General features: G+C 64.6%; 10 protein-coding genes. 3 read left to right on the top strand and 7 right to left on the bottom strand.

Going from position 1 to position 13,253, the window contains the following annotated elements; translation table 11 throughout:
• Positions 1 to 157 precede the first annotated feature (157 nt).
• From rlmH to thrS, 5 genes are all read right to left on the bottom strand, one after another.
• Positions 158 to 640, bottom strand: coding sequence for a 23S rRNA (pseudouridine(1915)-N(3))-methyltransferase RlmH (gene rlmH, locus RCI06_RS13030; protein WP_306576317.1), 483 nt, complete (start codon positions 638 to 640; stop codon positions 158 to 160).
• Entirely contained in the window at positions 637 to 1,431 is a 795-nt protein-coding gene (locus RCI06_RS13025) for an MBL fold metallo-hydrolase (RefSeq protein ID WP_101549700.1), read from the bottom strand. The genes rlmH and RCI06_RS13025 overlap by 4 nt, the downstream gene beginning before the upstream one ends.
• A gap of 65 nt (positions 1,432 to 1,496) precedes the next feature.
• Complete coding sequence (locus RCI06_RS13020) at positions 1,497 to 2,780, bottom strand: UDP-N-acetylglucosamine 1-carboxyvinyltransferase (RefSeq protein WP_101553182.1); 1,284 nt, start codon at positions 2,778 to 2,780, stop codon at positions 1,497 to 1,499.
• A 300-nt stretch (positions 2,781 to 3,080) separates the two neighbouring features.
• Positions 3,081 to 5,201, bottom strand: coding sequence for a M23 family metallopeptidase (locus RCI06_RS13015; protein ID WP_288235126.1), 2,121 nt, complete (start codon positions 5,199 to 5,201; stop codon positions 3,081 to 3,083).
• A gap of 359 nt (positions 5,202 to 5,560) precedes the next feature.
• Positions 5,561 to 7,465, bottom strand: a complete 1,905-nt coding sequence (gene thrS, locus RCI06_RS13010; protein WP_101549696.1) for a threonine--tRNA ligase — start codon at positions 7,463 to 7,465, stop codon at positions 5,561 to 5,563.
• A gap of 713 nt (positions 7,466 to 8,178) precedes the next feature.
• Here thrS and RCI06_RS13005 point away from each other — a divergent pair.
• The 3 genes from RCI06_RS13005 (at position 8,179) to rny (ending at position 10,481) form a co-directional block, all read left to right on the top strand.
• Positions 8,179 to 8,400, top strand: coding sequence for a hypothetical protein (locus tag RCI06_RS13005; protein WP_306576316.1), 222 nt, complete (start codon positions 8,179 to 8,181; stop codon positions 8,398 to 8,400).
• Positions 8,372 to 8,644 (top strand): hypothetical protein, encoded by a 273-nt coding sequence (locus tag RCI06_RS13000; RefSeq protein ID WP_101549690.1) that lies wholly within the window; start codon positions 8,372 to 8,374, stop codon positions 8,642 to 8,644. Before RCI06_RS13005 ends, RCI06_RS13000 begins: the two co-directional genes overlap by 29 nt.
• Before the next feature lie 274 nt (positions 8,645 to 8,918).
• A complete protein-coding gene (gene rny / locus RCI06_RS12995) occupies positions 8,919 to 10,481 on the top strand; it encodes a ribonuclease Y (RefSeq protein WP_276873141.1) in 1,563 nt (520 codons plus the stop codon).
• A 51-nt stretch (positions 10,482 to 10,532) separates the two neighbouring features.
• Here rny and RCI06_RS12990 read toward each other — a convergent pair whose 3' ends face one another.
• Positions 10,533 to 11,084 carry a YcxB family protein gene (locus RCI06_RS12990; protein ID WP_306576315.1) on the bottom strand — a complete coding sequence of 184 codons (552 nt, stop codon included), beginning with the start codon at positions 11,082 to 11,084 and terminating at the stop codon, positions 10,533 to 10,535.
• Between the two features lie 41 nt (positions 11,085 to 11,125).
• Entirely contained in the window at positions 11,126 to 13,135 is a 2,010-nt protein-coding gene (gene feoB, locus RCI06_RS12985) for a ferrous iron transport protein B (protein ID WP_306576314.1), read from the bottom strand.
• Between the last annotated feature and the right edge of the window lie 118 nt (positions 13,136 to 13,253).

Raw genomic sequence — 13,253 nt, 5'->3', positions numbered from 1 at the left:
CGAAAAATCCCGGCGTTTTGAAAAAACGCCGGGACTTTTCTCACCCGCCGCCTTTGAAAAGGCGGGCGAAACTTTTGGCTATTGTGAATCAGGCGTTCCGCTCGCCGCGGCGAGCGGAGCGGGGCTCCGCCGCCTTTAAAAAGGCGGGCGAAACTTTTTATTTATGATATTTCGCGTTCGCGTTGATCGAGAAGGCGCGGTAAAGCTGCTCGAGCAGCAGCACCCGCGCGAGCTGGTGCGGGAAGGTCATCGGCGACATCGACAGCCGCAGCGAGGCGGCGTCCTTCACCGCGTCGGAGAGCCCGTGGGAACCGCCGATCACAAATGCAAGGCTCCCCGCGCCCGACGCGGCCGCCCGCGCGAGGTAGTCCGCCAGCTCCTCGGAGGAGAGCGTCTTCCCCTCGATGCACATCGCCACCACCCGCGCGCCCTTCGGGATCTTCTCGAGGATGCGCTCCCCTTCCTTCTCCACGCAGATGCGAATCTGCGCGGGCGAGGGGTTCTCCCCCAGCCGGTATTCGTCGACCTCCACGACCGACGCCCGGCTCCACAGCCCCAGCCGCTTTACATATTCCGCGCAGCCGTCGCGCATCCACGCCTCCTTGAGCCTGCCGACCGCGATCACCTGCACCGCGATCACAGCACCACCATCTCGGACGGGCCCGACCGCGACGCGACCGTCAGCGTGAAGTCGATCCCCTCCCGCATCCCGCCCGCCGTCAGCGCGCAGTAGGACGCCTGGTAGGCGTTTTCGGGGGTGTTGCTGTTCTGCGATAGGTGCCCCAGCACAAAGCGGGTGCTCCCCGTGCGGACCAGCTCGATCAGCTCCTGCGCGCAGACTTCGTTCGAGAGATGCCCCGTGTTGGAGGCGATCCGCCGCTTCAGATAGTAGGGGTAGTCGCACGCGCTGAGCATCCCCGGCTCATAGTTCGATTCGAGCATCACAAGGTCGCAGCCCCGCAGCATCTGCGCGACGTTTTCGCTTATGTATCCCATGTCGGTGGCGACCGCCAGCCGCCGCCCGTCAGGGGTCCGGATCCGGTACCCGACGCTGTGCGCGCTGTCGTGCGGCGTGTCGAAGCTGTCGATCTCAAGCGAACCGACCGTCAGGCGCGTCCCCGGCTCCACCGGATGCGCCTCCTGCCCCGGGACGAGCACTCCGTCCCACCGCAGCCGCTCGAGCACCTCAGGCGTGGCGTAGAGGGGCACGCCCAGCTTTTTGAGGAGCACCCGCAGGCCGCTCACATGGTCGGTGTGCTCGTGGGTGACGAGCACCGCGCCGATCGAGCGCGGCTCGATGCCGCGGGACTCCATCGCCGCCAGCAGCTGCTTGCAGGAGCGCCCCGCGTCGACGAGCACCGCCGAGTCGGAGGCGGCGATATAGGTGCTGTTCCCGCTGGAACCGGAGAACAGCGTGCAAAACCGGGCCATAGGCATCCTCCCGAAACGAATTTGGATAAGGAAAACGGCCGGCTCAAAAAACAGCCGGCCGGAAATCAGAGCGCAGCCTTGAGCTCTCCGTCGGGGAGCACGACCTTGCGGATATTGGCGCCGAGCGCCTCGAGCTTTTCCACGATATTTTCGTAGCCCCGCTCGATGTGCTCGATGTCCTCGATCTCGGTGACCCCGTGGGCCGCCATCGCGGCGATCAGCACCGCCGCGCCCGCGCGCAGGTCGACCGCGCGCACCGGGGCGGCCGTCAGCCGGGGCACGCCCTCGACGACCGCGACCTTGCCGTCCACCTGGATCTGCGCGCCCATCCGGCGCAGCTCGTCGACATAGCGGAAACGGTTGTCCCACACGCCCTCGGTCACGATGCTCGTCCCGTTCGCCATCGAGAGCAGCGCGGTCATCTGCGGCTGCATGTCGGTCGGGAAGCCGGGATGGGGCATCGTCTTGAGGTTGACCTTGGAGAGCTCCCCCTCGCGCGTCACGCGGATCGAGTCGTCGTATTCGGTGACCTCCGCGCCCGCCTTCTCGAGCTTTTCGGTGATCGCCTCGAGGTGCTTGGGGATGACGTTTTTGACGAGCACGTCCCCGCCGGTCGCCGCGGCGGCGACCATATAGGTGCCCGCCTCGATCTGGTCGGGGATGATCGAATAGGTGGTCCCGTGCAGGATGTCCACCCCGTGGATTTTGATGACGTCGGTGCCCGCGCCGCGGATGTCCGCGCCCATCGAGTTGAGGAAGTTGGCCAGGTCGACGATGTGGGGCTCCTTGGCGCAGTTTTCGAGGATGGTGATCCCCTTGGCCTTGACCGACGCGAGCATGACGTTGATCGTCGCGCCGACCGACACCACGTCGAAATAGATGTGCGCGCCGAGCAGCATGTCCGCTTTCGTGTTGATCATGCCGCTGTCGATCGAGACGGTCGCGCCGAGCGCCTCGAACCCCTTCATGTGCTGGTCGATCGGGCGGACCCCGAAATTACACCCGCCCGGCATCGAGACGCTCGCCCGGTTGCAGCGGGAGAGCAGGGTGCCCAGCAGGTAGTAGGAGGCGCGCATATACCGCGCGAGTTCATAGGGGACGACCGGCTCGGTGATGTAGGTGGTGTCCACCTCGACGGTGGTGCGGTCGAGCATCCGCACCGACGCGCCGAGCGCGCGCAGGATCTTGAAGAGCATCGTGATGTCGCTGATGTTGGGGATATTTTCAATGACGCATTTGCCCTGCGCCAGGATCGTCGCCGGAATGATCGCAACGGCCGCGTTCTTCGCGCCGCTGATGGTGACCTCGCCGCAAAGCCGGGTGTCGCCCTGCACAATAAACTTTTCCATCTTGACCGCCTTCTCCGCGCGCGCCACACATTTTTTCAAAGCCGCGCCCCGGCTTCACGCGCGTCCGGCCGGGGCGAAGAGGATTCCCTGTCAAAAGGTTGTCCGCCGCGCCGAAGCGCGCGGCAAACAGATGCGCGGCAAAGGCGCATTTCAATACATATAGTATATCACCGCATCACACAAAATAAAAGAGGAATTTTTGTGATGATTCTTAAAATCCGGCTCGATTTTTGCCGGAAGATGGCAAAAACGCGCCCCGCGCGCTGGAAAGCGCGCGGGGCGCGTGCGTCCGCGGGAAATTTAACCATAGAGGTAGGGGGCCGCGTCGACCGGCGTACCGTTGACGCGGATCTCGAAGTGCAGGTGCGGGCCGTAGGCGTTGCCGGTCGCGCCGATGGCGGCGATCGTCTCGCCCTGGGAGACCTGCTGCCCGGCGGAGACGTAGAGCGCGCTGCAATGCGCGTAGAGGGACTGCATCCCGCCGCCGTGGTCGATAACGACGCAGTAGCCGTAGAGTCCGCGCCAGCCGGACGCGACGACGGTGCCGTCGGCCGAGGCGAGGACGGGGCTGCCGTAGCAGCCGCTCCACGAGATGTCGGAGCCCGTGTGGCCCCAGTACCCGAGGAAGCCCGGGTTGATCGAGCCGGCGATCGTCGGCCACTGGAAGGCGCCGGAGGCCACCCTGCCGCTCGAATCCTTGGGGATGACCTTGAGCGGGCGGTTGCCGCCCACGACGACGATCTGGTTGACCGGCTCCTTGACGATGGTGGTGTTGAGGATGTTGCGGTCGGTCTCGACGCCGTCGGTCATGACGATCTCGGCGGTCACCTCGCGCACGCCCTTTTCGCCCTGCTGGACGATCTGGTAGTAGCCGATGTCGTGGTCGGGGTCGGTGCGCTGGGTGATCTCGTATTCGAGCTCCTCCTCATACCGGATCGTCTCGGTCACCTTGACGCCCAGGTAGGGCACCGAGTTCGCGATCAGCAGCTCGTCGCCCGGGAAGAGGCTCACGTCGACGCCCGGGTTCATCGCCTTGAGCTCGTCGAGCGTGATGCCGTTTTTGGCCGCAATCTTCAGCGGGTCGTCGCCGCTGACCACCGTGTAGATCTTCTTGCCGCGCTCCTCCTTGTCGAGCAGCGAGCGGATCTCCTCGAGCGAACGGATCGAGCCGTTCGGGCCGGAGGGATAGAGGCCCTGCTTGACCTCCACCTTCTTCACGAACTGGATGCTCGTGCTCTCCTCCATGTCGGAGGTGCGGTAACGCTCCTTCATCTCATAGAGCAGGTCGAGCAGCCCGTCCCCGTCGGTGACGGCGCCGATGTAGGTCCCATCGATATAAAGCCCCGTCGCCTCTTCGACCGCGAAGCCGTCGGGATTGTTCTCGCTCCGGCTCACCGCGCGGATCAGGCGGTTGGTCAGCTCGTCCGCGTCGAGCAGCTGGCTCGGGTCGGCCGTGTGCACGAACCGCCCCATGAACCTGCTGAACGGGTCGCGGGTGACGGGCGTCAGCTCAAAGCGCGGACGGATCGTCTTGGCCTGCTCCTCCGCCTCTTCGGCGGCCTGCTCGGCCTCCTGGACCTCGTTGGTGTCCTCCTCCTCGGCGGTCGGGTCGGCGACGAGCACGTCGCCGAGGATCATACGCTCCTTCATGTCCTTCTCCGCCTCGGTGAACACCGTCTCGTTGGAGACGTAGCCGATGTCGACGCCGTTGTATTCGACGTGCAGCGCGAGCTGGAAGCCGGCGAAATAGCGGACGGTGAAGTAGAGCAGCACGCACGCCGCGATGGGCGCGGCATAGTTGAGCAGCGTCCGGAAGATTCGCCACAGCCGCTTCAGCCAGAACCCGGCGGCGTTCAGGACGACGTTGGCGACGTTGCGGGAGGTGCCGTATCGCCGCGCGTTGTCGACCGCCTTGGAAAATCCCCGGCACTGCTCGCGCAGCTCGGTCAGCGGCGAGACGAGGTCCCGCCAATAGCCGCGCAGACGGGCGCGCAGACGGTTGAAGTACTTGCGGCGGCGGGCGGCGGCCTCCTCCTCCATCCGGTGGAAGCCGTGCGCCACATGCCGCCGTTTGGCGCGGGTCGTGCGCAGCAGCTGGATGCCCACAAAATAGCAGTAGGCGTAAAAGGCGTTTGCCGCCCTGAACCAGAGGCGCTTGACCGACCGGACGAAGGGGCTCTCCGCCCTTTGGGCGGGCGGCGGCTCCGCGCCGTCCTCCGCCTCCCCGGGCGGCTCCGCGCCGTCCTCCGTTCCGGAGGCGGCCTCCCCGGCGGGAGGGGACGGTTCCCCGGCGGGCGCGGCGAGCTCCTCGAGCTCACCGGAGGGGGCCGCTTCTTCCGGTTCCGCTTCCGCCAGTTCGCCGAGCGGGGAATCGTCCGGCTCCGGTACGGAATCGTCCGGCATCTTGTCGTATGGCGCCAAGCAGGCCACCTCCTTCCCGTGGATTCGCCGGGCCCCGGCGCGTCTTGCGCGAAGGCCGCACTTCACAGCGCCCCCGTGAAAAACACGGGGACCGGAAGCATGTCGTAGGGTAATATTGTACTATAAATCCGCGTTTTAGGCAAGTATCTGCCGGAAACGCGTGCTACCTGTATAGTTAACACGATTTATGTGGCGGTAGTTTCGACAGTCTGTGAATATTCTGTGTACGGCCGGAAATCTCAGGAAACCCGTCCGCCGCCCAAAGCCTCGGCGCGATTCCCCGCGCGGGAAGCCGGCCGACGCCGGGCGGCAAAAAAGCAGCCGCTCGCGCGGCTGCTTTTTCATGCGGTTCCGTCTGTTCAGTTGGCCTTGGAGTCGACCTCGGCCTTCGCCTTTTCGAGGAACGCCTCGAGGGACATTGTGGTCGTCTTGCCGTCGCGGCGGTCGCGCACCGCGACCTCGCCCGCCTCGGCCTCCTTGCCGCCGAGCACGAGCATATAGGGGATCTTCTGGAGCTGCGCCTCGCGGATGCGGTAGCCGACCTTCTCGTTGCGGCTGTCCGTCTCGACGCGCAGTCCCGCGGCGGTGAGCGCGTCGGAAACCTTTTGCGCGTAGGGGATGTGCTCGTCGGTCACGGGCAGGACCTTGACCTGCACCGGCGCGAGCCAGAGCGGGAACGCGCCCGCGTAGTGCTCGGTGAGGATGCCGATGAACCGTTCGATGCTGCCGAGCGCGGTGCGGTGGAGCATGACCGGGCGGTGCTTCTCGCCGTCCTTGCCGGTATAGGTGAGGTCAAACCGCTCGGGCATCTGGAAGTCGAGCTGGATGGTGCCGCACTGCCAGGTGCGCCCGATGCAGTCGCGCAGGTGGAAGTCGATCTTCGGGCCGTAGAAGGCGCCGTCCCCCTCGTTGACCGAGTAGGGCTTGCCGTTCTTCTCCAGCGCGTTCCGGAGCGCCTCCGTCGCCATGTTCCACTGCTCCTCGGTGCCCATCGAGTCCTCCGGACGGGTGGACAGCTCGAGGAAGTATTCAAATCCGAACACCTTATAGATGCTGTCGATCAGGTCCATGACGCCGAGGACCTCCTCCTCGATCTGCTCGGGGGTCATATAGATGTGGGCGTCGTCCTGGGTGAAGCAGCGCACCCGCATGAGCCCGTGCAGCGCGCCGGACAGCTCGTGGCGGTGCACGATGCCCAGCTCGGCCATCCGCTCGGGCAGGTCGCGGTAGGAGTGGAGCTTGCGCTTGTAGACGAGCATGCCGCCCGGGCAGTTCATCGGCTTGATCGCGAAGTCGCGGTCGTCGATCTTGGTGGTGTACATGTTGTCCTTATAGTGGTCCCAGTGGCCCGAACGGTGCCACAGCTCCTCCGAGAGGATCAGCGGGGTGCGGATCTCCTCATAGCCGCGCTGGCGGTGCAGTTCGCGCCAGAAGCTCTCCAGCGTGTTGCGCAGCACCATGCCCTTGGGGAAGAAGAAGGGGAAGCCGGGGCCCTCCTCGTAGATGTCGAAGAGGTCGAGCTCGCGGCCGAGCTTGCGGTGGTCGCGGCGCTTGGCCTCCTCGAGCATGTTGAGGTAGCTTTCCAGCTCGCTCGCCTTGGGGAACGCGATGCCGTAGACGCGGCAGAGCATCCGGTTGTTGCTGTCGCCGTGCCAGTAGGCGCCGGTGCTCTGCACGAGCTTGATCGCCTTGAGGGGCGCGACGCTCATCAGATGCGGGCCGGCGCACAGGTCGGTGAAGTCGCCCTGCTTATAAAAGCTGATCTTCTCCCCCGCGCCCGAGTGCTTGTCAATGAGCTCGAGCTTGTAGGGCTGGTCCTTCATGAGCTCCTTCGCGTCGGCGGGGTCGAGCTCGAACCGCTCGAGCTCCTCCCCCGTCTTGACGATCGCCGTCATCTCCTTTTCGATCTTGGCGAGGTCCTCGGGGGTGAAGGGCTTTTCGACGTCGAAATCGTAGTAGAAGCCGTTTTCGACGGCGGGTCCGATCGTGTATTTCGTGTCGGGGTAGAGGTGCATGACCGCCTGCGCCAGCACGTGGGAGGCGGTGTGCCAGAAGGCGTGCTTGCCCTCCGGGTCGTCGAAGGTGAGGATTGCGAGGGTGCAGTCCTCCGTGAGCGGGGTGCGCAGGTCGACGGCCTTCCCGTCGACCCTGGCCGCGCAGGCCGCCTTATAGAGGCCCGCGCCGAGGCTCTTTGCCACTTCCGCGGCGGTCGTGCCGGATTCAAACTCCTTGACGACGCCGCCTTTCAACGTTACGTTTATCATAGTCCCTGCTTCCTTTCTATCCGAGGTTATTTTACGCATAAAAAAAAGCCCTCATCCCCCAAAAGACGGGATGAAGGCTCTGCTCCACGGTTCCACCCGAATTGCGCGAAAAACCGCGCCGCTCGACGATCGGTAACGGGATCGGCCGGCGTGCTCGTCGCACGCGCTCGGGGGGCGGTCGTCCATTCGCGGCGCGTGAAGCGGCTTTCAGCTTGAACCGCTTCTCTCTGTGGCGCGCCCTTGCGCCGGGACGTTCCCCGTCAACGCTGTTGGGGATGTTCTGCTTTACAGATTATCTTAGCACGCCGCCGCGCGGCTGTCAACCGTTCTTTCGCAATGGAACGGATTTACTTGGCGAGCGGGAGGATTTCGCAGATTGCACACAATTTCTCTCCGCTCCTACTTTCTACTACTTTATCCGATTTCCCCACCGCCGAAGGATTTTGTGATATGATCTTTGGGAGGCGGGCTGTCAAATACCAACAAATACCCTGTATTTACAAGCTCTCCGCTTGTCTACAAGCTGCGTATGCCGTGATATGATAAATGTGGCGCACCAAATGCGCGGTTCCATTCGCTGTTCCCCGCTTGGGGAACACGATAAAATAAAAGGCAAGATAACGTTTACCATAAACCAAAAATTTCTCATCTATGCTCTGTTGGGCTTTTATCCTAAAATGAAGGTGTCAAAAAAAAGGGAGGAGGCGTTTTCCATGCCGTTTACACCCCGGCAGACAAAGGGCAGGGAAAAGTCCTTCTACAAGACCCTTTATCTGGCGGAACAGCTGATCCGGGAGGTCGAGCGGATCGCCTCGGAATATGACACGAGCTTCAATAATGTCGTCGTCAGCATGATCGAATACAGCTTGCAGAACGAGGGAACGAACCCCGGAATGGAGGAACAGCATGAACGCACGCAGGCCGCTCATCAATGAAATCTACCGCTCCTGCTATGAAGAGAGCGTCAAGGAACCGGACGAGCTCTTCCAGCTCCGCCAATCCCGCATCGAGCTCGAGCGCCTTCTCCGTGCCCGCCTCGAAAGCGGCGGCGACGAGAGCCGGGACCTTCTCGACCAGCTTCTCGAATGCACCACCCGCATTGAGTCCTATACCTGCGAACTGTACTTCCGCGAGGGCTACTCCTACACCTTAAAGTTCCTCGCGCAGGGCCTCTGCTGAACCGGGGCGGCCGCCGTTTTGGCGGCCGCCCGCTTTTTTTGTCCGAATTGCCCTCTAAAAGTTCACAATTTCGCAATAATTCTTGACAATCCTATGACATCCATATAAAATAGTAATGTCATGCAGTATGTTTTATGGTATCATCGCACGGAAGGTTTTGGCGTTTTTCCCCCGCTTTCCCGCGCTGTGCCAATAAAAATATTCTATCCGCGCTCGGCTTTCCGCGCGCGGATTGCGGACATTGAAAATGGAATAAAGGAGGTCAGTGTTCCCCATGAGCACAATCGGATTCATTCCGTTTGTCGTCAGTGTGATTGGTGCTTTTTTAGTTGGCGCGGTAATCGCCTTTTTCCTGGGAGTCGCATACCGCAAAAAAGCGGCGGAAGCGGCGCTCGGTTCCGCCGAGGAGGAAGCGAAACGGCTGATCAGCGACGCGATCAAGACGTCGGAAACCAAAAAGAAAGAAGCCATCATTGAGGCGAAGGACGAAATTTACAAGCTCAAGCAGGACAATGAAAAGGAAATGAAGGAACGCCGCTCGGAGGTTTCCCGCCTCGAACGGCGCATCCAGCAGAAAGAGGAGTCGGTCGACAAAAAGCTCGACAACCTCGAAAAGAAGGAAGAAACCCTTCAGGCAAAACTCAAGGAGGCGGACACCAAGCTCCAGGAGGCCGAGCAGGTCAAGACCCACCAGTTCGACATGCTCGAAAAGATCTCCGGCTTCACCGCCGACCAGGCTAAGAATTATCTGCTCGCCAACCTCGAAGGCGAGCTGACCCACGAAAAGGCCCTCAAGATTTCCCAGTATGAGAGCCAGCTCAAGGACGAGTCCGACCAGAAGGCGCGCGAGATCATCGCCGCCGCCATCGGACGCTGCGCGGCCGACTATGTGGCGGAGATCACCGTCTCGGTCGTCCCGCTGCCCAGCGACGAAATGAAGGGCCGCATCATCGGGCGCGAGGGGCGCAACATCCGCACCCTCGAAACCCTCACCGGCGTCGACCTCATCATCGACGACACCCCCGAGGCGATCACCCTTTCGAGCCACGACGCCGTCAAGCGCGAAACCGCGCGCGTCGCGCTCGAGCGGCTCATCCAGGACGGCCGCATCCATCCCGCCCGCATCGAGGAGACGGTCGACAAGGCCCGCCGCGAGATCGAGGGCAAGATCAAGCAGGACGGCGAACGCGCCGTTATGGAGTGCGGCGTGCACGGCATGCATCCCGAGCTGGTCAAGCTGCTCGGCCGCATGCGCTACCGTTCGAGCTACGGCCAGAACGTACTTAGCCATTCGATCGAGGTCTCCCAGCTTGCCGGCATGATGGCCGCGGAGCTCGGCGCCGACGAGGCGCAGGCGCGCCGCGCGGGCCTCATCCACGACATCGGCAAGTCGATGACCCACGAGATCGAGGGTTCCCACGTGCAGATCGGCGTCGACCTCGCCCGCAAGTACAAGGAGAGCCCCGATATCATCCACGCGATCGAAGCGCACCACAACGACGTGGAGCCCCGGACGATCGTGGCCTGCCTGGTCCAGGCGGCCGACGCGATCTCCGCCGCCCGCCCCGGCGCCCGCAGGGAGAACCTCGAGAACTACATCAAGCGTCTTGAAAAGCTCGAGGAGATCGCCAATTCCTTCGACGGCGTCGAGAAGTGCTACGCCATCCAGGCCGGCCGCGAGGTGCGCATCATGCTCAAGCCCGACGTCGTCTCGGACGACCAGATGACCATCGTCGCGCGCGAGATCGTCAAGAAGATCGAAAGCGAGCTCGACTACCCCGGGCAGATCAAGGTCAACTGCATCCGCGAGAGCCGCGCGATCGAATACGCGAAATAAGCCTTTACGCCAAAGGGCGCCGGAAATTCCGGCGCCCTTTTTCCGTACGTCCTATCTCGGGCCCTTCCATTTGACCGGCCTGCCCGCCGCCGCTTCAAAAAACGCGCGGAATTCCTCCGGATCCCCCCGCGTGAATCCGTCCCGCCCCAGCACGTAGGCCTGTTGCCTCGCGATGTAGAGGTAGTAGCCCTCCCGCGTCTCAAACGCCTTGACGAACTGGCTGTAGTAGATTTCCCCCGCGCTCTGGTCGGTCTCCCACGTCATGCGGTCGCCGTAGAAGGCCATCCGGGTCTCCAGCATGCCGGAGACCCGGTTTTTGCGGGCGGAGCGCACCGACAGGGCGGTGACCCACTCGGGCGCGAAAAGAAAGAGCAGGCCCAGCAGGGCGGCTTCGACCAGCCGGAAGGCCGCCCCGCCGCCTCCGGTTGCGAGGACCTCCGCCAGCGTCATCAGGAATGCCAGCAGGGCGACGACGCCGACGATCCGAAAGCATAAAAACAGATGCGTCAGGTATTTGTGGTGGAACCGGATCAGCTGCCGGTACATCCGGTCGTCCTGTTTCATCCGCGCCGCAAAACGCGCGGATTCCGCCGTGTGTTCCATTTTGCCGCCTCCTTTTTCCCCATTCTAGCACGCCCGGCGGCTCAAAGCAATCCGGCGAGGTTTTGGGCGAGCGTGCCGAGCTGGAAGACCGCGAGCGCGGCGGCATAGGCGACGGCGGTCTGCAGGAGGGCCGCCGCGAGCGCGCGCCAGGTGGAATGGAGCTCGCGGCGCATCGTCGCGAGCGCCGACACGCAGGGGGCGTAAAGCGCGCAGAAGACGAGGAAGGCCGCGGCGGAGAGAGGGGAAAACCGCGCGGCGAGCGCCGCCGCGAGAGGCCCCTCCCCCGCGAGCGACACCCCCAGCGTCGAGACGACCGCCTCCTTGGAGACCAGCCCGGCGAGCAGCGCGACCGCCGCCTCCCGGAAGCCGAAGCCGAGCGGCGAAAAGAGGGGCGCGAGCGCGCCGCCCGCCCGCGCGAAGAGGCTGGCGGCGGGGTCCGCCGTGAAGCGGAGTCCCCCGTCCACATGCTGGAGCAGCCAGATGAGCACGCTCATCGCAAAGATGAGGGTCCCCGCCTTGCGCAGAAAGTCGCCGCACTTTTCCCCGGTGTTGCGCAGGACGTTTCGCAGCGAGGGGGCGCGGTAGGGCGGGAACTCCATGAGGAAGGGGGCCTCCCGCCCCCGGAAGGGGCCTTTGCGCAAAAACCAGCCGACCGCCGCCATCGCCGCGATCCCCGCAAGGTAGAGCGCCGCGACCGCCAGTCCCTGCCGCCGCGGGAAGAAAACCCCGGCGAAGAGGGCGTAGATCGGGAAGCGCGCGCTGCAGGGCAGGTAGGGGGTCAGCAGGATGGTCAGCCGCCGGTCCCGCTCGCCCCCCAGCGTGCGGGCGGCCATGACCGCCGGCGTGGTGCAGCCGAAGCCCATCAGCATGGGGATGAAGGATTTGCCCGTGAGCCCCAGCCGCCGCAGGGGCAGGTCCATCAGAAAGGCCGCGCGGGAGAGGTAGCCGCACTCCTCGAGCAGCGTGAGGCAGAGGAAGATGAGCGCCACCTGCGGCAGAAAGGTGAGGACGCTGCCCACCCCGCCGAGCACGCCGCCCACCAGCAGGTCGGAGACGGGCGGCGACACGCCGAGCGCGGGAAGCCATCCGGAAAGGCCCGCCGAAAGCCCGGCGAGCAGCCGTTCCATCCAGCCTTTGAGCGCGAGCCCCGGCCCTCCGAAGCAGACGCCGAACATCCCGGCCATCGCGGCCAGGAAGATCGGGAAGGCCAGCTTCCGGTGCAGGACCGCCCCGTCGATCCGGTCGGTGAGGGTCCCGCCCGCGGGCCGGGGCGGCGTTTTCACCGCCTCCCGCAGGATGCGTTCGATCAGCCGGTAGCGCGCCCCCGCGATGAGCGAGGCCGTGTCCTCCCCCGTCTCCCGCTCGAGCGACGCGCGGATGCGCCGCAGCTCCCACCTCTGTCGGGCGGTGAGGCGCAGGCGGTCCTTGAACGCGTCCGGGTCCTCCAGCAGCCCGGCGGCATAGAACCGCAGCCGGCCCGGTTCCCGCACCGCTCCTTCGACGGCGCGCGCCGCCTCCGCGATCGCGCCGTCGAGCGGTTCCCCGTACCGGGGCGGCGGCGGGACGCGCGCGCGGCCCAGCGCCGCGGCCGCCAGCTCCTCCACACGCTCCCCCTTCCTCGCCGCGACGGGCACCACCGGCACCCCCAGCAGCTTTTCCATCCGGGCGGCGTCCACGCCGCCGCCCGCCGCCCGCACCTCGTCCATCATTCCCACGGCGACCGCCATCGGGGTCCCCAGCTCGCAGAGCTGCAGCGTCAGGTAGAGCCCCCGTTCGAGCGAGGTGCCGTCCAAAATGTTGACCGCCGCGTCCGCCTGCCCGCCGAGCAGGAACTCCCGCGCGACCCGCTCCTCCAGCGTATACGCCGCGAGTGAATAGATGCCCGGCAGGTCGACGAGCACCGCCCGCTCTCCCGCCGCTTCGATCCGTCCCTCCCGGCGTTCGACCGTCACCCCCGCCCAGTTGCCCACATGCTGGCTCTGCCCCGTGAGCTGGTTGAACAGGGTGGTCTTGCCGCAGTTGGGATTGCCCGCCAGCGCCACCGTCCGCATTGCCCGTTCCTCCCCGCGTTTCCGATTCGGGTTTGTCCCCTGCCACCAGCATATGACGCGGCGGGAATTTTTAGCCCTCGCCGCCGGAGGGCGCGGCGGAAGGGGCGGGGGCGCGGCG

Source organism: Anaerotruncus massiliensis (ex Togo et al. 2026) (assembly GCF_030825285.1).
Lineage (GTDB): Bacteria > Bacillota > Clostridia > Oscillospirales > Ruminococcaceae > Anaerotruncus > Anaerotruncus massiliensis.
The sequence above is the reverse complement of the archived record's forward strand: the minus strand, read 5'-3'. Positions and strand labels throughout refer to the sequence as shown.

Excerpts from the sequence above, each read along its gene's own strand:
- RCI06_RS13025 (WP_101549700.1), bottom strand. The coding sequence starts at position 1,431 with ATGGCCCGGTTTTGCACGCTGTTCTCCGGTTCCAGCGGGAACAGCACC.
- RCI06_RS13020 (WP_101553182.1), bottom strand. The coding sequence starts at position 2,780 with ATGGAAAAGTTTATTGTGCAGGGCGACACCCGGCTTTGCGGCGAGGTC.
- thrS (WP_101549696.1), bottom strand. The coding sequence starts at position 7,465 with ATGATAAACGTAACGTTGAAAGGCGGCGTCGTCAAGGAGTTTGAATCC.
- RCI06_RS13005 (WP_306576316.1), top strand. The coding sequence starts at position 8,179 with ATGCCGTTTACACCCCGGCAGACAAAGGGCAGGGAAAAGTCCTTCTAC.
- RCI06_RS13000 (WP_101549690.1), top strand. The coding sequence starts at position 8,372 with ATGAACGCACGCAGGCCGCTCATCAATGAAATCTACCGCTCCTGCTAT.
- rny (WP_276873141.1), top strand. The coding sequence starts at position 8,919 with ATGAGCACAATCGGATTCATTCCGTTTGTCGTCAGTGTGATTGGTGCT.
- RCI06_RS12990 (WP_306576315.1), bottom strand. The coding sequence starts at position 11,084 with ATGGAACACACGGCGGAATCCGCGCGTTTTGCGGCGCGGATGAAACAG.
- feoB (WP_306576314.1), bottom strand. The coding sequence starts at position 13,135 with ATGCGGACGGTGGCGCTGGCGGGCAATCCCAACTGCGGCAAGACCACC.